This window comes from Bacillus cereus group sp. MYBK108-1 (genome assembly GCF_051917185.1).
GTDB classification, from domain to species: Bacteria; Bacillota; Bacilli; order Bacillales; family Bacillaceae_G; genus Bacillus_A; species Bacillus_A cereus.
This window is the reverse complement of the sequence record NZ_JBQAHZ010000032.1, coordinates 20,670-43,723: the sequence shown is the minus strand read 5'-3', so window position 1 is coordinate 43,723 and position 23,054 is coordinate 20,670. Positions and strand designations below refer to the sequence as shown.

Sequence of the window (23,054 nt, the reverse complement as noted above, 5' to 3'; positions counted from 1 at the left end):
AGCGTCATTTTTTCTGGAATGGAAACTTTTTATGCTGAAAATCATATATGCATTGTTTTCCAACGCATCCAATTGAAAATCCTGTAAAAAAGGTTGCACCAGCGATTTTCACTCCCCATTGCCACATATTTTCCTGTAAAAAATGATATGAAATATAGAGGCATATCCCTGTACAAATAATGATCCAGATTCCATATTCGTCATATTTTCTTTGTTCTAACTTTTGTTCGTGAAACGGATACACCTGGATAAACAAAAAGGCTATCAGCAAAACTGACAGCCCAATTCCCAATACGATCATTTTTTATCGCCTCATTTCCACTCGATTAAACCCCTTCATAACGCTTCTGTAACAATTGCTGTACACGTGCCGCATACATTCTAAAATAGGGAATGTTTTGTATAGCAACCTTTCCAAAATCCATTTGCATTAATGTTTCTTCTAACAATTTAAACTCAAATTCTAAAAATGTATCATGCTGTTTCTGAATCGAATGCGGGATATTATGCAAGGCATCCGCAATTTCTCGTACATATGTCACACTGTATTCATCTTGATTTGAATAGGAAAAGACATTTCGAATCAATACAAACGTTTCTTGCAATACTTCATACCCGATATGATGCAATACATTTTGATTCACCAACTCCCTTCATTCCTTTCCTTATGGTCCTTCAATTCCTGTATTGATTTGGAACTCATAATTTTCTACAAACCATTTCTCACCTTCTAATAGTAAATTTAATTTCATAGTGTGTTTTTCTTGTTGTTCTGTTCCATCAACTGTTACAAGATAATTATATTTAACCGTTACGTCTGCTTTATTATCAGCGGTTTTAATGTAATACATATCCGTTATCTTTGCTTTCGTTTGAATGTGCATAGACCCATCATCTTCTATATGGTTATGTGCATCCTCTGGCGCATTTAATAATTTGTTTCGTGCTTCTCCTGTTATCATTTCTTTGATCTTTTCAAATCCTGGCTTTTCTTTTTGCTTGTTATCATTCTGTATTAACAGCTCTACAAACTGTTTTGCTACTTCTTGCCCTTTCTCTTGGGTATTTCCTGTTAAAACTGTTACGCGCTTTTCCAATGCTCGATTCTCTGTTTTTAGCTCTTTTACTTGTTCCGTCCATTTCTTTTCCGTTTGCTCGACTTTATGCTGTAAGGTGCGATTTTGATTCCATAACCATACACTGATACCCACTAGTACAACTATGATTAAACCAACGATTCCCTGTTTCATCCCTAATCCTCCCTTTCTTTCCGCTTATTTCGGCAAATAAGGTGCTGGGTCGACTTGACCAAACGTCAAAGATGTTTTGATCTCAAAGTGAAGATGTGGCCCTGTTACTTGCCCTGTTCTTCCGCAAACACCTACCTGTTGACCGACTCCAATGTTTTGACCTTCCTGTACAGTAATGGACGACATATGACCGTATAAACTCCAATATCCATTCCCATGATTGATTACAACTACGTTTCCATATCCGCCAAACCCCGAACCGGAAGCGCCAAATTTCGCCCACTCTACAACGCCACCTTTCGACGCGGCAATTGGTGTGACACCGTCTTGGCAAGAATAATCAATACCTTTATGAATAGTGCCCCAGCGTGGCCCAAATGGGCTTGTAATCGTTGTTTGAGCGATAGGACGAATAAACCCTTGTGAGCTTGCTGATCCAGTATCTACAACGCCGCCTGGCTTTCCCGCTTCACAATTAAAAGTAAGGCCGCCCATTTGCGCCACAAACTTTGTTACTAATACAGGCCATAAACCATTTGTACCATGCGGATCATTTGCGGCTCCTGGCGGTGCATATTTCGCTCCAATTGCTTCTATGGTTGTTATCCCCATACCGATATAGTTTTTATATAAGTTTCGGGCCATAGCGTTGATTCCTTCATCTAAAGTGGCAAACTTCATAAACCCTTTCATTTGCGAACTGCTAGGGTCCATGAGGCCCCCAGGGTTGTTATAGTTCTTTACTGCATTAGAAGTACCGTTACCCGTTTCCAATCTTGCAATGGCCGCTAGTAAAACGGGATCGATTTGGTTTTGTGTTCCTGCATTTAAAAAGGCTTGTGCTTTCCCTGTAAAAACGCCGCCTAAATGGGGCTGTAATTCTTCTGGTGCCACTGTTTTTCCACCTGGCCGACAAACCGTCATTCCATTACTTGGGATGGTTGCTGGTGCTTCCTCTTCTTTTTTGCCAATGCCTTGCCCTAAAACAATAAATAAAAGAAATCCAATACAGACGAACAATCCTATCGTGAAAGTAGAACTCCCAAAAAGAAATGTCAGTAACCAGGATTTCTTTTTCTTCTTCTTTTTTTGTTCTTGTGCAATCTCTTCTTGTACCGTTTTATCTACAACTTCTTTTATTTCTGGTCTCATATCATCCCTCCCCCCTTACAACATGTATCAAGATTGATTGGAATACTTTCGAACAATCAGCCCATATGTAAGGGCCAAAAGAATAGGTATCATCGCTAAAACATGAAATAGTAACGTTAAAAGAGTAGATTGCTGGTTTTGTATAAAGTCTAATAATCCAAAATGACCGATTCCTACAAACCAGATAAAAAAGGCTAGTTTGGCCCTGTCATCAATAGGGCAACGTAACTCATTATGGATAATTTGGAGAGTTAAAAGAATGAGCGTATACCAGATAAGTAACCCTAAACCAATCCATCCTAATAAATCTGTCGGCCATTCTCTCTGTATGAAAAGAATGATTATGTTCATCCACCCTAAACACCCAATACAGAGAAAAATACTGATACTCACCATTTTCATACACGTTAATCCCCAGTGTTTCATAGCTATATCGCTCCTTTTTTCGTAAAAAAATAGTAAAGTCCTAAAAGTCTAGGACTCTACTCATCTTTTTTTTGTGGCTCCAAATCATCTAAGTTATCTAAGTTTTGCGGATCATTAGAAGGCATCCAATTTTCACTTCCCGCGGCTACAGCTCCATATTGTATATCTGGTGTATCGATTGTTTCCGCTTCTCCTTGAATCGGTTCATTTTTGCTTACTTCTTTCTCATTTACTCGTGTTAAATCAGTAGGGGAAATGGATTCCGTTGGGATAAATGAGTCAGAAGAATTTGTTTCTTGTACAGTTGACTCGACATCTATATTAGGTTTTTTTGCAACAATCTCCCCAGACTCATTTACTTCTGCAGGAATAGCATCTGGAATATCTGCACTTGTTGTTTCTGGTGTATGAGGTACAATGACACCTTCCTCATTTACATCTGCACGAATTGTATCTGGTATTAAAGGTTCATTTGCCTCTGTTTCAATTGGCGTTGAAATTTCTTGTTGTGGAATATTTGTTGAAGTTTCCTGTTCTGGTTGTATTTCTTCTCTTGAAATATCCATCGGAATTTCTTCTGTTGAAATTTCTTGTTGTGGGATATCGGATGGGATTTCTTCAAATGTTTCATGATCTGGTGACACTTCCTCTAATGGAAGTTCTTGTGTTGGTACTTCTGTTTGAATCTCTTCATATGCCTCCATATCACTTGAAACTTCTTCTAGTGGCATTTCTTGTTCTGGTACCTCTGTTTGGATTTCTTCATATGCTTCCATATCAGTTGAAACCTCTTCTAATGGTACCTCTTGTTCTGGTACTTCTGTTTGTACATCTTCATGTACTTCTATATCAGTCGGAATTTCTTCTAATGGTACTGCTTGTTCTGGTACTTCTGTTTGAATTTCTTCATAAGCCTCCATACCAGCTTGTGTTTCTTCCCCTGTTGGGATTTCCTCATCTTCTAAAGATACAAGCTCTGGTTGAACCTCCATTTCTGACTCTTCTACCTCTGCTCCTTCTTGTTGTTCTTCCATTTCTTGTTCTAATGCTTCCTTATCTAAGCTGATAAGGTCTTGTTGCATTGGTGCCTCTTCTTCACCTGGTGTCGTTTGTTCTTTCCCTTCCTCTTCCTGCTGTGGTAAATTCCCTTCTTTATCACGATCCTGTAAAGAAATAAGATTTCCTTTCTTTTTATTCTCTTCTTTTTCTTGATCCGTTTGATTATTTGGTAAATCATTCGGTATATTCGCTTGCACTAACGGGTTGGCTTTTGTCTTTTCGTCATCTGTCCCAGCATTTTCTAACTGGCCGCCTGCCGCCGCTAATTCAGCCGCGCTGTTAAAATGTGCTCCCATTTTGTCTCCAATATAAGACATTGTGTTTCCAGCGTACTCTTTTCCTTTATCTACAAAGTTTTCAGTCATAAGAGATATATTTGTAACTGTCTCATACACGCCACGTGCTCGACTAAAGGCCGCAACAATATTTCCTCTAAACAGGTAGCAAAGAACAAAAACAAGAATTTGGAAAATCATTGTAGATACATACCCTGCAACGCCCGCTTCTGGCAATACATATAGTAATTCTGCCACCGTAAAGATGATAACAAGCATACCAGACATAAATATTTTTAATGCCAATGGGCGAATCCATTGTGAAGCCCAGCTTTCAATGACTCTGCGGTGTCCTGGCAATAGAGCCACCGCCATAACGATTGGTGAGATAATACTCATGACAAGGAACCATAATTGGAATGCTACAATCAATAAACAAAACGCAATTACTGGAACACCTGCGAATGTATTCACGACATAATACATGACTGTAAATACAAGGCGCTCTCCTACAGAGGAAATAATCATCATTTGGTTTCCTTGATCCTTTACCTCTTTTTGTACTATTTTTATACGATCTTCACCTGGCGCTTTTGCCAATAATTCATCTACTCGTTTAGCTCCCAATTTTTCTTTTGAATCTTCCCCATACTGTAGAAACAAATATGGTCGTTCAACTAACAAATCCCAAATCTGCTTTTTCACTGAAAAGATTGCATCCGCTTTGGAACGTCCTGGATCACCTGCAACCGTTCCTGTTGCTTTTGCTAATACCGTTACACTAATTTCAGAACTAATCGTATTTGCACTCTTTAAAATCGTACCTGCATTTCCAATGTACGTAACAATAAAAGCGATAACCAAAACCGTTTTCACTAACTCACTTAAACCTTTTGAGGGCTGACGCTTAATAAAGAAAATATAGCCCGCATAACAAGCCGATAACACACAAGCAATGCCGATAATTGCTGGGAATAGTCCAGAAGATGAAAAACCGCCTTTTCCAATACCAGCGATATTTTGCATAGCCGCACCTAATTTATCCGCTACGGTATCTACAATATCCAGGTTCAATGCTTGATCGACTAAAAAAATTGTTAACTGGCCAAGAATTACATTTAACTGAAACGCCATATTGGCAAGCCATTGACATGTTGTATACAACATTCTTTGTAAGTCTTTTCCTACACTATCATCACCAAATAAGTATCCACCAACTTTTTGAAACACGTTCTTATCTTCTTCCTTTGGTTGATATGTGTCGATTTCGTAATACTTATCTTTGTAAATCCCATCTGTGTACCCACTAAATAGATTTTCAGAGATTCGCGCTCCTTTTTGTTCCTGTTTTTCTTCTGTTTTTGTATCTTCCGCTAGGGCCACATGGGACCCTAACGGTAGTAAGAAGAATGCAAGAATCATACAAATAGAGAAAAGTTTTTTCATTCCTTTTGCCCCCATTTATGGACATGTACAGGTTTAACATCTCCTACAATTGAATTAAGACTATTTGTTGAATCCCATGCCCATTCATAATTTTTCCACTTATTATCCTTTTTATCTTTAACCATTCGGAGGTATAACCCCATTTGAGCCTTTTCTACAGGATCATAAAATTTTATTCTGTAATAAAATTCATCCTCACCCTCTTGTAAATCATATCTATACAAATCGTAGCGCTCTTTCATTTCTTTACTAATGTCTGGATTTTTTACTCGATCCTCTCCAAAATCATATTTTTTGTACTGTAGTTCATTTAATTTTTTTCGGTCCATTTCAATATAAGCCTTTAAATAAGCAACTGCGGCTTTATCTGATTCTTTCATATCACGCTCTTTCTGACTTTCTTGTTGATTTGCATTACTTTTCGTTTCATTTGAGCAACCCGAAACCCCCGTTACCATCAACATTCCTGCTACACATAATCCAGATAACATACGTAATTTTTTCATCGTTCCATCCTCCATATACAGATAATTTAGAATACTCTTATCTGTATTGTAATACGAATTACGCCAATTGTTGTGCGCGTTCTTCGTCTGTTTTCGTAGAGGAATCAAATGCAGTCTTTAATTCTTGGAAAACAGGATCAATTTCTACAACCGCAGTTCGGCCAAAAATATCCTGGAATAAGGCTTCGCCGCGTCGTAACTGGCGTAACATTAAGATATTTTCTTCTGTGACCGGTAAGTTATAGTAACGCAACATTTCTTCCGCTTCCTTATCGTATTTCAGCGCAAAACAGAACTTCATACCCACATTGGCAACCTCTTTGTTTTCGGATTGATAATCGGATGCGTTTTGTGTTCCTAAATACAATCCGATATTGTGATAACGTCCTTCTCGAATGATTTTGTCAGAAGACGCCGCACCCTCTTTATTTTTCAAAATACTTGATGCCTCATCTTGTAGGTATACTTTGAAAATACTACGATCGGAATGCATTAAGGATTTACCAAATGCCGCTAATGCAATTAAGATACTACGAGATAATTTGTCTGTAACACTTTCATTCTTTTCCTCTGATTTCGGAATGCGTAAATGTTGAATTTGTAATACTTGTAACGGGCGTTCTAGGCTTAATACGCGGTAATCTTGGCCTGGTCTACCAAACAATAAATCTCCTAGCTGGATGCCTTCTAAGGTTGCTAAACGATTTGTAAGAGCGTTTAATCGTTCTAATTCAGTTGGCAATAAGTTAGGTTCTTTCTTCATTTCCTCTAGTTCTTTACGAACCAAAGTTAAACATGCGTCTTCCTTTTTCGCTACTCGTTCAATCGCTTTATATAAATAGTCATATCGGATATCTTCTAATCCTACATCCGATAGGAACGTTAAAATTTCAAGTGCTAAACTCTTTGCATCTTCTATTGTTGCACTGATTCGGAATGGGTCTAAACAGCCCGCATCCTTTTTATCCTTCCCAAGCGTCCATACTTGCAAGGTATCCTCATTGAACCCTGGCAATAATTCTGGCCACCTTGTGCGGTCCCCTTTAGGATCGATTATAAATGCCCTTCCCCCACTCATCACAATCCAGAAAGCGAGTAAATTCATCAAGAAGGATTTTCCTTTCCCTGTTTGCCCCGCAAACATAACTGATAAACTCTCAAACGCTGTTACAATGTTATCTAATGCTTTCGCCGCTAGTTCTGGACGAACAAAAACAGGACGATTTAATTTCTTTGTCTTTCCAATGTAAAAACCTTGATTGTCACCAATTTGCGTTGTGGCCCCGAACATGCCCATTGCAAGTACGCCTGGTTCCACAAATAACTTAAAGTCCGTATTATAACGTTTAGAGCCTGGTAAGAACTCGTAGAAGTATGCTAATTGTTCTCCATATGGATTGACCAATTCAATTTTCATTTTGCGATATTCTGTAATCAGCGTATTGACGCGTGATTTTAATGTTTTCGCATCTTCTGCATATACACAAAACAGTACACTTAGTTCATATCCAGGTGCTCCCGTTGTTTCAAATCGATCTTTTACAATTTTGACGCCTCTTGCTTTACGATCAATTGTTAAATCTGTTGTACGACCGCCTACCATTGCTTGTTGGCGTTGATCGTTTAATTCCAGTTCACTGTTCGAAAGTTTTTGGGTAACCATCTGGTTTTCTAAATGATACGCTCGAATACTCATTTCAACAGGAAACTTTAATGAATGAGATTGAATGCGATAAATCCACTCTCCACCAGGAAAAGCCGATATTTCGGGCATATCTTTCACCGCAAGAAAAGCAACATGAGAGGTTTCCATTTCCCCTTCTTCATTTTGTCTTTCGAGTATCAGAGAGCGCCCTGGGCTTTCATCAATCACCGTATCCGTTAAGTGCACCATTTCTTGTAAATCTGGCCGACGTACTTTTACCGCCTTTCCTTCTTCATTTTTCAAGGTAACTGTAGAACCTACTTTCCAGTTTTGATCCCGATTCAGTTCTTTCATGCCACGTTTGAAGTTATGATGGAATAAAAAGCGCGTTGTTGACGGTTTCGCACGTCTTGTATTATGAAAGGCCCCTCTAACCTGGCTAAATAACACGTCTTCTACTTCTAAATAATTTTCAATTTCCTCTTCTAAAATATCCGTCACATTCATACCCGATATGTTTTGGGCTGTCTCTGCAAATCCTTCTCTAACCTTCTTCATAAACTTCCATGTTTCTACGACAGGATTACGAATTTGTCTTTCTTTCTGTTCCATATTCAGTTGTACTAAAACGAAAAAGCGATATTCCATGTTCTCTTTCGCAATGGCCGCATTTCGTAAGTATTCTTTTACCTTTTTAAAAAGAAAGCGTCCTGTTGGGGCCATTGGCCCTTTTAAAGTGGAAATATGTTCATCCAGAATTTCATCTGAATTTGTTGTACGAGGAATCACAAGCAAGTGGATATCATATTCTTGATGGGTAAATAGAGCGAGTTGATTGCGATAATATACTTTTTTTGTACTTTCGTCTTGATGATCGTATTCAAATCCGTCTACTTCATACACTGCGGATACTTTTCCGTCTGTACTAAACGCTAAATTCTTTTCAACGTGCTTTAATGGTGGTCTGTTCATCTTTTTCAACATATTCAACTTCCTCCTTTTGGGGTAAAAATGTTACATCATAAGCGTGTATGTCGTTCTCTTCTTCACTGAATGAATGTACGATTGGTAAATCTTTGACGTCATGTTGTACACATACATGACCATAAAACACATGTTTTTTAAGTTTGGGTACATTCACCAAGCGACTACTTTGATGCTTCCGTAAACGAAATGTGATCCAGGACCGAACAAAAGAGAAAAGTGATTTTCCATCCGTTTTATATTTATCTGCTCCCCATACGAGGAAAAGAGGAATCACACCATAATACATGAGCCAAACTTGATCGATCATATCCCCAAATATCCATTTAAAGGGAGGAAGGAAGCGGAAGGCTACAAGCCCCGCTTCTACCGCCGCAAAATAACCAAGTGCCCTCCATGTAACCGCACGCGGAAGACGATATCCCATAATTTCGTACTGTCTTCGCATATAGTTCATATAGCTTCCGAAACAATAGACAATGATAGATTTTGATTCTTTTTCTTTCATGTAGCCCTCTTCCTTTCCATCCCTTACTTAGACGCCAAACAATCCGCCTAACCACGTTCCGATTGTTTTTAATGCATCTGGTTTGTTAATGAAGAATACAACAATCCCGCCGCCAACAATTAACGTAATCGCTTTTCCCCATGCGCGCTTTGCCGCTACGATCAGGATAACAATGATAAACGCACAATATAACGCGTATGTTCCTTGTGTCTTCATCATTTCGAAAAATCCTTCTAACCCGATTCCTAACACAAAATGATTTATATTGAACATATACATGCCCCTCTCCTATTTTGTTTTTAAGTCTGTTACGATCCATTGCTTTCCATCTTGTTTTACAAACAACGTATAACTTGTTTTCATTTTCGATTCAGAATGTGGATCAATCATAGACACCTCTGTTTGTACCTCATATGTGCCTTTTGTTTTTCCTGGATAAATCTTCGAGGAAAGTACATTTTCAAATTTCATGGCTCCTTCTAACCCTTTAATATCTGTATTGGCCAAAACATACGCGAGCTCTTTTTGTGTTGCGGTCGTATAGGATTTAAAAAAGGTTGGCAAAAATTCTCGAATGTCTTCTTTTACAGTGATTTCATGAATTTCCTCTCGTTCTTTTCCTTCTTTTTCTTCTGTTACTTCTGCTTTTTCATTCACCTTGACAATTTGAGGGAATCCACTAATCACAAAAGCCTTTCCATCTGATTGAACAGGAACTGACACTTGCTGGATCACCTCCTTATCCTCTGGCCCGCTGTTATCTGCTTTCATGCGGCTTAATTTGTATTTCACTTTAAAAATTACGTTTGCTTCTTTATCTGTAACCTCATCTACTCTTAATACAGTTGCGTATAGAAAATTGGAATCCCATTGCATACTTACAAAATCTAAACCAACTTGCGGATCAAATGTTTTCGGTATATAGGGATGTAAGCGCTCTGAACGCTTCTTCTTGCCTTCATCCCCTCTTTGCCATGTAAAGTATTCCTTTGCGAATCCGCGCGCAAATTCAATTGCTTCTGGACGTGAGGCAAGGTTTTGTTTTTGCGTAACTTCCTTTGGAGTAGTGCTGGCCTTTGCTTGTGTATCTCCCTTTCCTTTTACTACGGTTGTGACGGATACAATGAGCATCCAACAAAACAGGAGCCAAAAGGCCCATTTTCCAATTAAGCGGCCTTTATAGGATGGAATCTTTGTCGCTTTCCTTGCCTTCCCTTGTTTACTTTCAAATGTTTTTGCAAACCACTGTTTCACCTTTTGAAACATATTCATCCCCCATTCAATTTCGGTACTGGCGTAAAGATCGTTCGTAGCAATCACAAGCGAATGAAGCCATGCCAACCGCGGTTAATTCATCTTTTATTTCATTTCTTGCATAATTGATAAAATTGTTGAGTTTCGTTTGACTGCCTGTGATATAGGGAAATCTAGCATGGACTACATACCGTTTGTTTTCATCCCTCCCCACTTCAAAGGACGCCCCATCTGTAGCCCGAAACTCCCTAACAAACTCCAAACCTTCCAATCCGTCCATCATGCACTCTCCTTTTCTCCTAAAACTGTAAGGAACTTTTGTGCTTTTTCTTTGAACATCCACCCTTTGTCTATCCTTGCTTGCTCGAACATGTTATAACAGCTGATTTCACGCTCAATTTCTAACATGGCTTTTTCTTTTGTAAGCTCTATCCCATCACACTTCCATTCCAATTCATCTGTATCTAATCCAATTTCTATTTCGATAATTTTTCCGTTTTCCATGAGATAAAACTTCTGCATATATACATCTGTTTGAGATAAACAAATCTCATGTACTTCCTCACAACCCATTCCTTCATAGATTTCCACTAAAAATTGAGCTTCAACTTCTCCCACATTTCCTCTTTCATAGGTGTTTTTATGTGTAAACATCGTCCGTCTCCCCCTCATTTTTTTACTTTTTATCTATCCAAAATGATGATCCGCCAACTTAGATGCAATATCCGCTATTTCATTTGGAAAAACTACTTTCATGAAAAGAATCATCCATACTAAGAAACAGAAAATGAACATCTCCCATTTTTTTGTGTAAATTGCATACCCTATTAACACAAACATGACGATACTGATAACAATACCTACCAAAATGGGATTTCCATGTGAAGATATTAGACTAGGATATGGCACCTTTTAGCCCCCCTTATGATCGACCATCTTCCATATTCCCACTACGACCAGGAAGAAAAGCAAGACACCTTCCCATCCTTGCGTATAGTAAATTTCCACCACTTTACTTTTCACCGCTTCCCAGGCTTCTCGTGATCCTGGTACTCTTTCAAATAACCAATCTGAAAAGACAACTAACAGAAAAATACTGGCGCTTATCGATAAAATAAACCGAAACACATTCTTAGAACCTCACTTTCTCATTTGGATTTTGAATATTCCGATAAATATTCCGATAAATATTCCCGAATGGGTCTTGCAATATATCTTGAAACAGTGTGATATAAACTGGAATTTCTGGACTGCTTACCCCTTTTAAGTAGCGAATCAATTCTTTTTCCCTACTTTCACTACCTGCAACAAATACCAGGCGCCATATCGGTATTTCATATCCCATACCAGCATGTGTCCGATAGTCTGCCTTTTTTCCTTCTTGTGTCATGAAATCGTTATAACGGATGATCTTTTTTTCTAATACTTCTTTTGATCCGTAAGAACGTTCCATTTCCATGAATACACCAATGTTTTTATCAATCGCTTCTTTTAATCCAATTACCGCAACCCCGTCTGGGCGTATGACGCGATTTTTTCCTTTTGCATATTGGAATGTGGCCCGCGGTTCGTTAATCCATTCCTTTAGTTCCAATCTTTCTTCTCTCTTCGATATTAATGTCATGGCACATTCAATCTTTGCTAACATTAAACTGTGATACACAAAGGATGCCGAACGTTGGGACCAACTACTTTTCCAATGTACACTCCCTCTTAATCCACAAACTGTTTCTACTCCCTTTGCCGCAAGCGTATATACGTTTTGCGGTCTTCCAGATTTACGAACCTGGTTTCTTGAAACAGGTATGGGAAGTAATTCATTTTTTAAATATTTTTCTTGTACCAAACGATTCAAACGGTAGTATACTGATTTTTTCTTATGGTTCGGATATACTTTTTCTGTTATATACTCCATATCAACATAGATGTGATTGTGTATATCCATGAGTAAGTTTTGGTCTTCTTCCAATAACAACATACTGCACATAGTCTCTACTCCTTTTCCCACATATCGAAAATGCTTTTTTCTCCTTTCATAACTGCCTCCATTTCATTCTCACTTTTTGATGGTTCGATGATCGGCGTTTCTTCTGGAAGTTCTATTTCTGATTCTTTTGTTTGTGTTTCTGGCTGTTTCACTTCTTGTTTTTCTTCTTTCACTTTTACCGCTTCGGTAGCTTGTTTTCGAAATGGGATAATTTGCGCTTGATGTGTGGGTTCAACTGGCTTTGTTTCGGAAACAGGTTCTTTCACTTCTTCATTTGAAGGTGCTTTTTCTTCTAATTCATCTAGCCCCGATGTCACAACAGGTTCTTCTTTTGTTAAATTGACTTTTTCGGCTTGTTGATACTTGCCTTTTCCATATAGAAACTCATCAATTTCTTTGTCGATTTCTAACCCTGCTTTCCCATTTTGTTGCTCTAAAGAATGAATCTTTGCTCTGGTCCATTCATTTGATGCATGAATTTCTTTTTCGTTTTTATAATTCGCCGCTTTTCCATTTGGTAGGTATCGGTCTAATGGTGGAACACGTATGGTACACCACACATTTTTTGCCTCACCTCTGATATAATCTTGCGTTTGAATCGCTACAACTAAGTTAGGAAGGTTTTGCAAATACTCTGTACGGAATTGCTTTTGCATAATGCCCTCTAACGTTTTTGCGGAATTATGCCCTTGCCTACATACAAAGTAATTTCCGCCCGCCTCGGTTAACATGTCTGTAAGCTCTCTGTCTAACTGTCCCGAAACTTGCTGGGTAATCACCCATAATCCAAATCCATGCTTCCGATCCTTCGCAATAATTTTAGGAAGAACGGGTACTGGCACGTCATGGGCTTCATCTATTACGCCTAAATGTAGTTTTGAACCATGCGGCCGCTGTTGGGCGATACGGTGATATTGATTACAAATGTAACCGACTGTTAGTAATGTATCTTCTTTTCCCATGCCCGCTAAATCATAAAAGATAAGGTGGCCTTCATCCATCCACTTCCGAATTTCTAAGGAAAAGCCTGTTTGCCCGTACATACGCTTTAAATACAACGTATTACGGAAGATATCTAATCGGTTTAAAATTGCCTGTGTGCTGTCTTCTAATGCGCTTCCTACTTCATATTTCCAAAAGTGAGAGTAATATTTTTGTTCTGGCCCTTGTAAATTGGCTATTACGTTTGCTCGAAACAGTTCATCACTTATGAATAATGGGATACTTAAAATCGTATGAATTTGACTCTTATCACAAAGTAACGTCCCAATAATCGCTCTTAGTAATCTTTCGGTTTGTTGCGCTTGCCCTTGAATCATTAACTTAATCATTTCCATAATGGATTCAACCACTGTTTGGATATCTTCATTTGGAAAACGATGAAACAAATTCAAAGCTGGCGGATGATCTGTGTTTCGAAAACGGATAAAGTGAACCTTACTCCAATCCACTTCTTTCCCATCCTTTTCCGCTTTCAATAGTCGATTCATTGCTACATATGCCAAATCTTCGGTTGGATCAAATAGAGACAATCCACCCGCTTCATTCGGATTTTCTAGCCATTTATCAATGACACTTTGCATCAATCTCATGGCAATGGTGCTTTTACCAGACCCAACTTTCCCCGTAATGTAACCATGATTCTTGAAAAAATCTTCTCGAATTTTTACTAATCGATCCTTGATATAGGGATGCATCACATGGCCAATTGAAATGCCTTCGGCCAATAAATCATTCGGTATCATGTTTTCTCCTTTATCTAGATACAAGATGTTGCGCTCTGTCTTGCTGTTTTTATCCCCTGTTACGTTAGGAAGATGGAACAAGTTTAATAGCTCTGATCCCGTCCATATCATTTTCCCGTATACGGGATGTGGTACAGCTGGCATACTGCGTCTTAACCTTCTGTATCTAAGCTCATTCACATCGGCCATAATACTTGCTACCATATGCCCTAAATTCTTAATAACAGGTACACCAGGATAATAGTCACTTGCAAATGAAACAGATACTTGAAATGCCACTTCATTTTTTGCAAAACGTTTATTCAATGCGCGAATTTCTTCTTTTTCAAAGGCATCTAGCCCATGCTTTTTCTTCTTTCGAATGGCCTTTTCTGCTTTTCGAATCCCTTTTGTCAGCTGATACCCGTTATCTGGTGTAAAAGCAACATCAACCCATGTCTTTTCTTCCATTGCACTTCCTAACATCGGTAATACATCACGTGTATAGCGTGCCAGTGATAACGTGGCATCTAGCCGCTTTCTCTTTAATACCATCCGTCCTCCTACCGCTTTCCTTGTTGGAAATGGCATTTCTTCCTTTGGGACGGTATAAATTTCACTGTGAGTATAGGCGCTTTGTATGGCTTGCACAACCTGTTTGATTTTATCTTCTGGACCACCTACATAAAAGCGAACACGCTCATTTTCTCCCTCTGGACGATACATCGTCATGCGGTACCAATCGCGACCTTTTAACAGACGTTCTAAAGGCTTTCGACCCGAACCATGTACATGCCGAATCATTTGCCCTAGTTTATCTGGTGTGACCTCATCATCTATGTGCGGAATGAATAATACGTATCGATACCGCTTCTTTTCTAGGTATAAATAGATGCCACGTAAGACAATCCGTATGACAATTCCCAACAGGATCAATAAAGCAATCCCACGAAACACACCGACTACAGTTGGCACCAGCTTCATCAATTCTGTGAGGATTTTTTCTTTAGAAAACCAGACAAATGCAACAGCTCCTATACCTAAAAGCATTTTCCAGTTCTTTTCTATGAAGTTTTCAATTTCTTTGTCTAGCTTGCTGTGCGCCACTTCTTCACTTCCTTTCTATCCTTGAAATGGCCTTATGCAAGGGCTACAAGTTTTTCACGATGCTTTTGTGTTCGTTCTTCTGCGGCTAATTGAATCAAGATTTGAGGTTGCATGATTCCGTTTTGAGGTTGATTAATTTGATCTAAGAGTGTTTTATAGTTGAAGAGTTCTTGCTTCACTTGTTCAATATCTAATTCACCATTTACCGTTACTTGTTCTTTCCAGAACGTTTCCCAGCATTCTTGACGATTTTGATACGCTTGTTTTCCCATCCTGCTTCCTCCTTTTAAGTGGGGAGGATATTCAGTGAAAGAATGTCCTCCCATGAATATTATGATTTACGCGCTTTTTTGTAAGGGTCTAGCGTGACTAAGAGAGAAGAGAAAATCATGCTTTTTCCCATTCTTCCCGCCCATTCTTCTGTACGCTTATTTGTTGAAGGTGTATGTGTTGTACGAGGAACTCGACCGATATAAAAACCGCGTTTACTTCGCATATGCTTAATTGGTTTCATAAGAAATCCTCCTGTATTGTTTTATCTTTCTATATCGCTAAATAGAAATATTCTGTACATCTAAGAGGTTTCATTCATTATGAAGCTACTAAATCTAATTCTTCTAAATCTGTAGAAAGGATCGTGATTTCTTGTTGGTGCTCTTTGAATAGAACATGTTGGATATTTTTTCGCAACTGAAACCCATCTTCCACCAATGCAAGTAAATATGATTTCGTATATTTCCTATCATTGATTTGATAATGTACATCAAATATGCACATTTGATCCCGCCCTCCCTTATCAGTTGAGAATTTTTTAAACTTCTTGATTCTTACGTTTTCTAAATGCGTAAACAGCTAGGATGCTACCAAGAACGACAAATGTAACACCAATCCATTTCCAATATGGATTTTCAGCTTTGCCGCCTGTTGTTGGTAAATGACTTTCTACTTTCTTAGGTTGTTCTTTCATCGGTTGTGGTTGTTTTACAATGTTTTGTGGTTTCTCTGGTGTTGGTACAGGTTTTTCAATGACCTGTGGTGTTTGTGGCTTCTCTGGTTGTGGTTTTGGTTGTTCTGGCTGTGGTTGTTCCGGTTGCTCTGGTTGTGGCGTTTCTGGTGTTGGTGGAACTTCTTTTTTCTGATCTGCTACAACATGTTTGATAATCTCACCATCTGTTTTAATTTCAAAAGAGAATGTTTCTTCATTGATTAAATATCCCTCTGGTGCGAATGTCTCTTTATATGTGTATTTACCAGCTGGTAATTTCTCAAACTTTGCAATGCCTTGTTCGTTTGTTTTTCCTTTTACAACTTCCTGGCCTTGCTCGTTATAGATCGTAAACTCTGCACCTGGTAACTTGTTGTTTCCATCGGCTACGTCTACTTTTGTAATTTCTAAGCTACCTTCAATCTTTTTGTTTTTTACGGTGTGTTTAATAATTTCACCATCCGCTTTAATTTCAAAGGAGAATGTTTCTTCATGTGACACATAACCTTGTGGCGCAAGTGTTTCTTTGTATGTGTACTTTCCTGCTGGGAGTTTATCGAACTTTGCAATGCCTTGTTCGTTTGTTTTTCCTTTCACGACTTCCTGGCCTTGCTCGTTATAGATCGTAAACTCTGCACCTGGTAGCTTGTTGTTTCCATCGGCTACGTCTACTTTTGTAATTTCAATTGATCCTTTAATCTTTGTATTCTTTGCAACTAGCTCAATTGTTTTCCCGTTTTCAGTAATGCTAAACGGAATCGGGTCTTTTACCAGCACATAGCCCGCTGGTGATGTCTTTTCAATGAATTGGTACTTTCCAAATGGGATATTATAAATTTTGATTAACCCGTTTTTGTCTGTCTTATGCTCACTGATTTTCTTTCCTTTTTCATCAGCTAGGATAAAAACAGCACCTTCTAATTTTGTTTTCTCATCTTCATCTACTTTTACAAGCTGTACATTTCCTTTTACTTGATCGTTTTTCACTTCGAATGTAAGTGTTTGATTATGCTCTTTTACTTCAAATGGATACTTTGTTTGATTTAATAAGTAACCTTCTAATCCTTTCGTTTCCTGGAAGTAATACTTTCCAAACGGGAGAGAATTTACTTTCGCAATCCCTTCTTGATTTGTAGTTACTTTTGTGACTGCCTTTCCTTCTGGCGTAAATACTGTAAATTCAACGCCTGGGAGAATCTTGCCTGTATCACTTACCTTTTTAATTTCAATATTGCCTTTGATTTGTACATTTTTCATTTCAACAACAGCAACTTCACCCGTTTTCACTTCAAAAGGTTTTGGTGTAGCATCTAACACATATCCAACAGGTGCTTTCACTTCTTTTACAGTGTATGTGCCAAGTTCTAGGTTGCCCATTTCAGCGATACCATTTTTGTCAGCTGTAATCGTTCCCATAACTTGTTGATTGCTGTTTGCGATTTCAAATACTGCGCCTGGTAGTGGCTTTTGGTTTTCATCCACTTTCATCACTTTTAAAGCGCCATTTGCTTTCCAGAATACTTGTAAGTCTGTGCTTATTTGTTCTGTACTGCGCTCTAATAATACAGTTGCATCTTGAATCGTACTTGTTCCTTTATATACGATTGCATGAACATTCGTTAGATTTGAAACGACTTTTAGAGATAGTTCACTACTCTTAGAGGATTTTGGTACTTGAATACGGAACTTTTCTCCTAGTTGGAATGCTTCTTTCACTTCACCTTGTTCTGTGACAATACGTGTGCCTTGTGGTGCATTGTTCATTTGTACTTGAAATGTACCTTTTTTTGCATTTGTTTGAACGTTGTATGTTGTTGTTTCGAAATATTCACCGTTTAATTGTGCTTCTTGTTTATCCGTTGGAATGACATTCATCCAGACATCTTGTGTAGCCTGGCTTTGATTTGCCGCGTGAATAATGTTCTTTGCCGCTTTTTGAACAGCCGCATTTTTGAACTGTAATTCATCAACGGAAATCTGGCCAAGTGCATTCCAAAGAGCTAATTGTGTTGCGTAATGGGCTTCTTGCCAATTAGAAACACCTAAACTTTCTGGTGTTTTCTGTGGGTATCCATTCATTAAGACACGATAGGATACATCATCTGTTTTGCCTGCTTCTGGTAAATCCTCTCCATTTGGGGATTTTAAACCGTATACCAGACAATACGCGATTTGACCACTAGCGTTCTTTAAAAGCTCTGTACGAACATCTTTCCCATACTGCGGACTATAGGCCCAATCCATCTGATACCTTTCTCGATTGATTACCTCCGCACTGGCTTGATTCAGTGGAATCAAGAAGCTCATCACAAATAAAAGTACACTCGTAAAGAGTAGTAGTGTTTGATACGATCGTTTCAAAACCATTTTTTACAGCTCCTTTAGGATTATTCAGTTTTCAAGGGACAGAATATTCAGAATTTTACTTTTCTAAATATAGAACTATATACTTTAGTCATAATTATTTCGTCTTTTTGCCGAATTTCATTTACAATACACTTAGTAGGAATATGAACAAGATAGATGTAATCAATAACATGAGGTTAATTCAATCTGTGATGGGTATTGCACGATAATATGTTGGCCTGAAAAGTTTCTCGATCGGAACTTCAAGAAAATCAGCCATTTTTTTGGCTTTATTGGCTTTGAGACTCCTTCTCCCAATTTCAACATCATATAATGTGCCGATCGGAATTTTAGCGCCTTTAGAAACTTCCTTAATACTTAAACCCTTGGATTCCCTATATTCTCGTACAATGGTTTTATTTTCTGACGCTAGCATTTTTTCACCCTCCCTTCCCTTAATTACATTGTATTCGGCTTTAAGCCGAAAGTCAACACTTAAAGTTCATATTTTTATCACTTTAAGTGATAATTTTTTTCTTGTTTTGTTAAACGTCTAAAAATGGAGTGATATAAAATGGAAATTACAGAAAATGTTTTAGGGAAAAACATAAAGAAATTAATAGCTATAAAAGGTGTTGATCGCAAACAAATGGCGAAAGATTTAGGAACAACTTACAGAACCGTTTCTAGTTGGATAACTGGTGAAAAGAAGCCTCGCCTCAATAAATTAGAAGAAATCGCAAGCTATCTAGGAGTAAACACTGCATCACTGTTACAAAGTGAAATTCCAGATGCCGAAATATTAAAAACAGTAAAAGGTGAAGATCCTGTTGAGCGTTTAGCACGACTTCTTCACGAAAAATACATGAGTGTGCCAGATGAATATAAGCCCCAAATCGAGAGAGAATTATTAAAATATGCGACTAAATTAAAAATGGAGGTTGAACAAAAAGAATAAGAGAGCCTCAATAATGAGACTCTCTTATTCTTCATTTTCATAGCTTGCGCATAATTCTATAATTTCACTAAAAGTTTGTAAGTCTATTTCTTTTACAATTTCAATCAACTCATTCACACCTAATCCTTTTGTCCCCATAACTAACCCTCCGCTTTTAGTATTATATTGTGAAAAAACATACAATAATTTCACAAAACCCTATCCAGGAATTTGTAAAACTGTTTATAAAATCACAAAAGACACCGCTTAAACGATGTCTTTTGAAAAATATAAATTAAATTTTAAATCAAGAATCAGCCTCCACCACCTGGATCGACCATCATTCTATAAAATTGTTTTTGATTTTCTAAGTTTTCAACTTTAGCGTAATATTGTTTCGCATCCACTTTACTTGGTGAACTATTTGCTATGGGTAATAACAGCAAAGTAACTACCATCAACGCATATAACTTTTTCACTTGGTTCTCTCCTCCCCTTAATCTTATATTATACTTTCTGCATATTCATTGTATATTCCTTCTGCAAATTTCACATATAAAAAATCGTTATTCGCTTTGAACATATCAATAGACTTTTTTATTAACTGTACATCTTTTTTAGCCATACCCATATAACATGTTTGAAGTGGTGTTAGTTCACCATTTTTCAGCCTTATTTGCTCCAATATGTATATTGCTTGTTGGAATTTCCCTAATTTAATCAAGTATAATGCATATTCTGCAAGATGAAGTTTTTCAAAATCAATTTTGTCTAAATCTTTCCACCAAACTATTCTAATGAAATTAATATCATTTAATGCAATGTTGTATTTCAAACTACTTTTCGCACCATTTAATACATACAATGCTTCTTGGAAGAAATATAAAGCTTTTTTGTAATCGGAAAACATAACATTTTCCCCACTTCTAATATTCAACAAAGCCTCCATAACAGGGAAAAAGTTCAAATCCTTAGATGTTCTTAGTTGTCTATTTTCTCTTTCAAACTCTAAATTTTTATCTTTCCTTAATACTGCATAACTCCAAAGTTCTTTTACCCAAAATTTATATAGTTGTTTCAAGTAAACATTAGTCACTAACTTAAAATTATCCTCAATCCTAATTTTATACCCTTCCATTAATCCAAAATCGCCCAAATCACATAAAATCAACATACAAAGTATGTCACAAAAAATTTCTACATCGTAATTCTTCTTATTATTTTTAGCTCGCGCCTTTTCAATATTTAAATACACTTCTCTAACATTTTTTCCATTTAAACGCTCAATATATAACTTAAAAACATTTGCTAATCGTTTCATTTCCAAATCATTGTTTTCTTCACACATCTCATAAATCTGTTCCATTAGTGTTGAATGATCATTTAAATGAGCCAATGCAAACGCTACTTTTACATTAATATTTAACCTATCATCTAAAGTCTTTAAATACTCTATGATTTTCTGTTCCTGCTTATCTTTATCGTTTGTAAAAACCACATGTGCAATTTTAGAAAAAGTATATATAGATAACTCTTTATCTTTATTAATCCAGTTTGAAACTGTAGATTTGGCAACTCCAATTTCTTTTGCTAAATCTGTATACGTCTTATTTTTAGATGATAAATAATTGTCGATTTCCTTAGATAACTTCTTCATATATTTTCACCTCTTCTTGTTTTAAGAATATTCAGAAACGTACATGTAAATAAGAAAATTATACCATATCAGACGAACCTCTGTTTTTCTCAACTTAATTCAGAATATTCTGAAAATTTCAGACGTAGACATGTTAGGACATTTAAATTCATATTTTATAGTCAAATATGAACTTATAGTGTTGATATTATTCAAATAGAATTGTAAAATAAAAATAACTTACTCGTATCATTAATTTTCCAGAAAGTACGCTGGATATAAATAAAAAAAATAAAACCCCACCGCATTGTTTTTAATTGGTTCCCGGTCGCCAAACTAGAATCCAATTAAAAACTCCAAGAGATAGGGGCTTTAATTCACACTATAGGTGTATGTGTTTTTCTTTAGTATCAAACTTGATACTAAAATTATACCATAACGTATATCTATTGTGAATATAAAACCTCTGTTTTTCCTGTTTATTTGTGGTGGAAAAATAGGAGGTTTTTTTATGCTACTAAATAACTTTTTACTAAGTACAGCAAAACGAGAATTAAGTCCAAACCTTGTTCATGTTCCTACAGGTGCTATCAATAAAACAGTACAAAAAGTAATTAAAGCTATTGATCTGATTCTTTTAGATACAGAAGGTAAAACCACTAAAGATTTCTTCGTACAAACACCACGCCGCTATAAGGCATTAGAAGTTGTTTTATCTTACCTAGTACAAGAAGGCTACTCTCAAATGAGACAAAATCAAATCAGTGAAAAATCGGGTATTTCTGTGCCGATCATCAACTTTATTCTGAATTGGTTAGAGGACCTTGAAGTATGCCATCAAATCAAAACAAGACGTCATGGTAAGATTGCACCATCTATTTACATATTAAGCCTCAATACCAATTATTTAAAAATCATTGAATATTTTAAGCAAAAATGGGCGTTTTCCATTGATATTTTTTCTACATTCACAAAGTTTCTATCTAAAAAACTAAGTAAAAAACAGGAGAAATCTACAGAACAAGCCGAAAAACCAACTGTGCCTACATGCCAGGGAATAGATATATTGGATTCTGTTGCTCCTACAAATGAAGAAGTAGAAGAAAAACAGCCAATGAATGCCCCTGATTCGGGTGAAAAGTTAGAACTACGCTTCCGCGAAATGGATGAGTTTATGAGCGAAGATCAAAAGAAACTGTATATGTATATCATAAGTAAAGATACAAATATTACTGAAAAAGATGCTTATACAATCGCATTACGTATGCCGCCAGACGTAGATTGGGAAGCAAGAAAGACTTTTGAGGATTGTGTACAGTTTTTTGAGATAAACAAATCACAAGAAAGTACGCCTGCACATTTCGTAACAATCTATACAAAACAGTTAATTGCAAATAGGAAGCGTAGACAGCAACAAGCGAAAGAAAACATAAGAAATATAGGATTGAGAAAATCAAATAAGAGTACAATCCCGTTCGATTTATTCAAAAAGATGCTTGATCCAAACGCTTAAATCGTATTTTTCACAAAAAAATAATTGTTTTATAGCCTTGTTCAAAAAATCCATCCCTAACAAGGCTTTTTGTCATGCCATTATTTATTTTAATAGATTAAACATAATATCAATCTATTAAACTTTTATAAATTAAGAGTGTTTTTCACAACAAATCCGCTATGAATTTATACTCGAATTGAACCTGCTCTTAAATCAGTAATTAAATAAGAAGAATTTTCTAATCCCTTGTGAGAGTAAGGCTTATTGAGCAAAAATAAATCCTAATGTATTTAATCATTTTAATTTTTTTTAAAACAAGATTTATTATAAAA

Annotated in this window: 26 protein-coding genes; 2 read left to right on the top strand and 24 right to left on the bottom strand. The window is 37.0% G+C overall.

What is annotated here, in order from left to right:
* Positions 1 to 4: 4 nt before the first annotated feature.
* From ACTFSL_RS27640 to ACTFSL_RS27535, 22 genes are all read right to left on the bottom strand, one after another.
* Positions 5 to 301 carry a hypothetical protein gene (locus ACTFSL_RS27640; protein ID WP_440042755.1) on the bottom strand — a complete coding sequence of 99 codons (297 nt, stop codon included), beginning with the start codon at positions 299 to 301 and terminating at the stop codon, positions 5 to 7.
* A gap of 25 nt (positions 302 to 326) precedes the next feature.
* A complete protein-coding gene (locus tag ACTFSL_RS27635; RefSeq protein WP_440042753.1) occupies positions 327 to 647 on the bottom strand; it encodes a hypothetical protein in 321 nt (106 codons plus the stop codon).
* Positions 648 to 665: 18 nt separating this feature from the next.
* A complete protein-coding gene (locus ACTFSL_RS27630; RefSeq protein WP_440042751.1) occupies positions 666 to 1,250 on the bottom strand; it encodes a hypothetical protein in 585 nt (194 codons plus the stop codon).
* A gap of 24 nt (positions 1,251 to 1,274) precedes the next feature.
* Positions 1,275 to 2,402: a peptidoglycan DD-metalloendopeptidase family protein gene (locus ACTFSL_RS27625; protein WP_070180414.1), complete on the bottom strand. Its 1,128-nt coding sequence runs from the start codon at positions 2,400 to 2,402 to the stop codon at positions 1,275 to 1,277.
* A gap of 27 nt (positions 2,403 to 2,429) precedes the next feature.
* Entirely contained in the window at positions 2,430 to 2,828 is a 399-nt protein-coding gene (locus ACTFSL_RS27620; RefSeq protein WP_440042749.1) for a hypothetical protein, read from the bottom strand.
* Positions 2,829 to 2,884: 56 nt separating this feature from the next.
* The gene (locus ACTFSL_RS27615) at positions 2,885 to 5,608 is read right to left on the bottom strand and encodes a CD3337/EF1877 family mobilome membrane protein (RefSeq protein WP_440042747.1); all 2,724 of its coding nucleotides are present in this window, start codon (positions 5,606 to 5,608) and stop codon (positions 2,885 to 2,887) included.
* Positions 5,605 to 6,114, bottom strand: a complete 510-nt coding sequence (locus ACTFSL_RS27610; protein WP_440042746.1) for a hypothetical protein — start codon at positions 6,112 to 6,114, stop codon at positions 5,605 to 5,607. The genes ACTFSL_RS27615 and ACTFSL_RS27610 overlap by 4 nt, the downstream gene beginning before the upstream one ends.
* Positions 6,115 to 6,172: 58 nt before the next feature.
* On the bottom strand, positions 6,173 to 8,743 hold the full coding sequence (locus ACTFSL_RS27605; protein WP_320483822.1) for an ATP-binding protein: 2,571 nt from the start codon (positions 8,741 to 8,743) through the stop codon (positions 6,173 to 6,175).
* Positions 8,703 to 9,251: a TcpE family conjugal transfer membrane protein gene (locus tag ACTFSL_RS27600; RefSeq protein ID WP_000659657.1), complete on the bottom strand. Its 549-nt coding sequence runs from the start codon at positions 9,249 to 9,251 to the stop codon at positions 8,703 to 8,705. The genes ACTFSL_RS27605 and ACTFSL_RS27600 overlap by 41 nt, the downstream gene beginning before the upstream one ends.
* 27 nt (positions 9,252 to 9,278) lie before the next feature.
* On the bottom strand, positions 9,279 to 9,530 hold the full coding sequence (locus ACTFSL_RS27595) for a TcpD family membrane protein (RefSeq protein ID WP_000281809.1): 252 nt from the start codon (positions 9,528 to 9,530) through the stop codon (positions 9,279 to 9,281).
* Positions 9,531 to 9,539: 9 nt separating this feature from the next.
* Positions 9,540 to 10,517, bottom strand: a complete 978-nt coding sequence (locus ACTFSL_RS27590; protein WP_440042745.1) for a conjugal transfer protein — start codon at positions 10,515 to 10,517, stop codon at positions 9,540 to 9,542.
* A 13-nt stretch (positions 10,518 to 10,530) separates the two neighbouring features.
* A complete protein-coding gene (locus ACTFSL_RS27585) occupies positions 10,531 to 10,788 on the bottom strand; it encodes a hypothetical protein (RefSeq protein ID WP_440042744.1) in 258 nt (85 codons plus the stop codon).
* Positions 10,785 to 11,159 carry a hypothetical protein gene (locus ACTFSL_RS27580; protein WP_440042743.1) on the bottom strand — a complete coding sequence of 125 codons (375 nt, stop codon included), beginning with the start codon at positions 11,157 to 11,159 and terminating at the stop codon, positions 10,785 to 10,787. The genes ACTFSL_RS27585 and ACTFSL_RS27580 overlap by 4 nt, the downstream gene beginning before the upstream one ends.
* 33 nt (positions 11,160 to 11,192) lie before the next feature.
* Complete coding sequence (locus ACTFSL_RS27575) at positions 11,193 to 11,414, bottom strand: hypothetical protein (protein WP_440042742.1); 222 nt, start codon at positions 11,412 to 11,414, stop codon at positions 11,193 to 11,195.
* A gap of 3 nt (positions 11,415 to 11,417) precedes the next feature.
* A complete protein-coding gene (locus ACTFSL_RS27570; protein ID WP_000488222.1) occupies positions 11,418 to 11,633 on the bottom strand; it encodes a hypothetical protein in 216 nt (71 codons plus the stop codon).
* A gap of 4 nt (positions 11,634 to 11,637) precedes the next feature.
* Complete coding sequence (locus tag ACTFSL_RS27565) at positions 11,638 to 12,492, bottom strand: replication-relaxation family protein (RefSeq protein ID WP_440042741.1); 855 nt, start codon at positions 12,490 to 12,492, stop codon at positions 11,638 to 11,640.
* A gap of 5 nt (positions 12,493 to 12,497) precedes the next feature.
* Positions 12,498 to 15,323, bottom strand: coding sequence for an ATP-binding protein (locus tag ACTFSL_RS27560; protein ID WP_440042740.1), 2,826 nt, complete (start codon positions 15,321 to 15,323; stop codon positions 12,498 to 12,500).
* A gap of 32 nt (positions 15,324 to 15,355) precedes the next feature.
* Complete coding sequence (locus ACTFSL_RS27555; protein ID WP_000517906.1) at positions 15,356 to 15,595, bottom strand: hypothetical protein; 240 nt, start codon at positions 15,593 to 15,595, stop codon at positions 15,356 to 15,358.
* Between the two features lie 59 nt (positions 15,596 to 15,654).
* Positions 15,655 to 15,837 carry a hypothetical protein gene (locus tag ACTFSL_RS27550; RefSeq protein WP_440042738.1) on the bottom strand — a complete coding sequence of 61 codons (183 nt, stop codon included), beginning with the start codon at positions 15,835 to 15,837 and terminating at the stop codon, positions 15,655 to 15,657.
* A 77-nt stretch (positions 15,838 to 15,914) separates the two neighbouring features.
* Positions 15,915 to 16,100, bottom strand: a complete 186-nt coding sequence (locus ACTFSL_RS27545) for a hypothetical protein (RefSeq protein WP_000334852.1) — start codon at positions 16,098 to 16,100, stop codon at positions 15,915 to 15,917.
* Positions 16,101 to 16,134: 34 nt separating this feature from the next.
* Positions 16,135 to 18,675, bottom strand: a complete 2,541-nt coding sequence (locus ACTFSL_RS27540; protein WP_440042736.1) for a SpaA isopeptide-forming pilin-related protein — start codon at positions 18,673 to 18,675, stop codon at positions 16,135 to 16,137.
* Between the two features lie 181 nt (positions 18,676 to 18,856).
* Positions 18,857 to 19,090 (bottom strand): helix-turn-helix domain-containing protein, encoded by a 234-nt coding sequence (locus tag ACTFSL_RS27535; RefSeq protein ID WP_000881124.1) that lies wholly within the window; start codon positions 19,088 to 19,090, stop codon positions 18,857 to 18,859.
* A 138-nt stretch (positions 19,091 to 19,228) separates the two neighbouring features.
* Here ACTFSL_RS27535 and ACTFSL_RS27530 point away from each other — a divergent pair, with 138 nt between their 5' ends.
* Complete coding sequence (locus ACTFSL_RS27530) at positions 19,229 to 19,612, top strand: helix-turn-helix domain-containing protein (protein ID WP_023523901.1); 384 nt, start codon at positions 19,229 to 19,231, stop codon at positions 19,610 to 19,612.
* Positions 19,613 to 19,905: 293 nt separating this feature from the next.
* On the opposite strand, the gene ACTFSL_RS27525 is transcribed toward ACTFSL_RS27530, so the two are convergent.
* Together ACTFSL_RS27525 and ACTFSL_RS27520 are read right to left on the bottom strand one after the other, a co-directional pair.
* On the bottom strand, positions 19,906 to 20,070 hold the full coding sequence (locus tag ACTFSL_RS27525; RefSeq protein ID WP_000737805.1) for a hypothetical protein: 165 nt from the start codon (positions 20,068 to 20,070) through the stop codon (positions 19,906 to 19,908).
* A 23-nt stretch (positions 20,071 to 20,093) separates the two neighbouring features.
* Positions 20,094 to 21,248 (bottom strand): AimR family lysis-lysogeny pheromone receptor, encoded by a 1,155-nt coding sequence (locus tag ACTFSL_RS27520; protein WP_440042734.1) that lies wholly within the window; start codon positions 21,246 to 21,248, stop codon positions 20,094 to 20,096.
* Positions 21,249 to 21,738: 490 nt separating this feature from the next.
* Here ACTFSL_RS27520 and ACTFSL_RS27515 point away from each other — a divergent pair, with 490 nt between their 5' ends.
* Positions 21,739 to 22,740, top strand: a complete 1,002-nt coding sequence (locus ACTFSL_RS27515; protein WP_440042732.1) for a Replicase RepFR55 — start codon at positions 21,739 to 21,741, stop codon at positions 22,738 to 22,740.
* The last annotated feature ends 314 nt before the right edge of the window (positions 22,741 to 23,054 follow it).

Bases quoted from the DNA above. Each gene is read 5' to 3' on its own strand.
- ACTFSL_RS27620 (WP_440042749.1), bottom strand. From the start codon at position 2,828: ATGAAACACTGGGGATTAACGTGTATGAAAATGGTGAGTATCAGTATT.
- ACTFSL_RS27515 (WP_440042732.1), top strand. From the start codon at position 21,739: ATGCTACTAAATAACTTTTTACTAAGTACAGCAAAACGAGAATTAAGT.
- ACTFSL_RS27640 (WP_440042755.1), bottom strand. From the start codon at position 301: ATGATCGTATTGGGAATTGGGCTGTCAGTTTTGCTGATAGCCTTTTTG.
- ACTFSL_RS27600 (WP_000659657.1), bottom strand. From the start codon at position 9,251: ATGAAAGAAAAAGAATCAAAATCTATCATTGTCTATTGTTTCGGAAGC.
- ACTFSL_RS27595 (WP_000281809.1), bottom strand. From the start codon at position 9,530: ATGTATATGTTCAATATAAATCATTTTGTGTTAGGAATCGGGTTAGAA.
- ACTFSL_RS27585 (WP_440042744.1), bottom strand. From the start codon at position 10,788: ATGATGGACGGATTGGAAGGTTTGGAGTTTGTTAGGGAGTTTCGGGCT.
- ACTFSL_RS27550 (WP_440042738.1), bottom strand. From the start codon at position 15,837: ATGAAACCAATTAAGCATATGCGAAGTAAACGCGGTTTTTATATCGGT.
- ACTFSL_RS27605 (WP_320483822.1), bottom strand. From the start codon at position 8,743: ATGTTGAAAAAGATGAACAGACCACCATTAAAGCACGTTGAAAAGAAT.
- ACTFSL_RS27580 (WP_440042743.1), bottom strand. From the start codon at position 11,159: ATGTTTACACATAAAAACACCTATGAAAGAGGAAATGTGGGAGAAGTT.
- ACTFSL_RS27520 (WP_440042734.1), bottom strand. From the start codon at position 21,248: ATGAAGAAGTTATCTAAGGAAATCGACAATTATTTATCATCTAAAAAT.
- ACTFSL_RS27545 (WP_000334852.1), bottom strand. From the start codon at position 16,100: ATGTGCATATTTGATGTACATTATCAAATCAATGATAGGAAATATACG.
- ACTFSL_RS27535 (WP_000881124.1), bottom strand. From the start codon at position 19,090: ATGCTAGCGTCAGAAAATAAAACCATTGTACGAGAATATAGGGAATCC.
- ACTFSL_RS27630 (WP_440042751.1), bottom strand. From the start codon at position 1,250: ATGAAACAGGGAATCGTTGGTTTAATCATAGTTGTACTAGTGGGTATC.
- ACTFSL_RS27530 (WP_023523901.1), top strand. From the start codon at position 19,229: ATGGAAATTACAGAAAATGTTTTAGGGAAAAACATAAAGAAATTAATA.
- ACTFSL_RS27590 (WP_440042745.1), bottom strand. From the start codon at position 10,517: ATGTTTCAAAAGGTGAAACAGTGGTTTGCAAAAACATTTGAAAGTAAA.
- ACTFSL_RS27540 (WP_440042736.1), bottom strand. From the start codon at position 18,675: ATGGTTTTGAAACGATCGTATCAAACACTACTACTCTTTACGAGTGTA.
- ACTFSL_RS27625 (WP_070180414.1), bottom strand. From the start codon at position 2,402: ATGAGACCAGAAATAAAAGAAGTTGTAGATAAAACGGTACAAGAAGAG.
- ACTFSL_RS27565 (WP_440042741.1), bottom strand. From the start codon at position 12,492: ATGTGCAGTATGTTGTTATTGGAAGAAGACCAAAACTTACTCATGGAT.
- ACTFSL_RS27615 (WP_440042747.1), bottom strand. From the start codon at position 5,608: ATGAAAAAACTTTTCTCTATTTGTATGATTCTTGCATTCTTCTTACTA.
- ACTFSL_RS27610 (WP_440042746.1), bottom strand. From the start codon at position 6,114: ATGAAAAAATTACGTATGTTATCTGGATTATGTGTAGCAGGAATGTTG.
- ACTFSL_RS27555 (WP_000517906.1), bottom strand. From the start codon at position 15,595: ATGGGAAAACAAGCGTATCAAAATCGTCAAGAATGCTGGGAAACGTTC.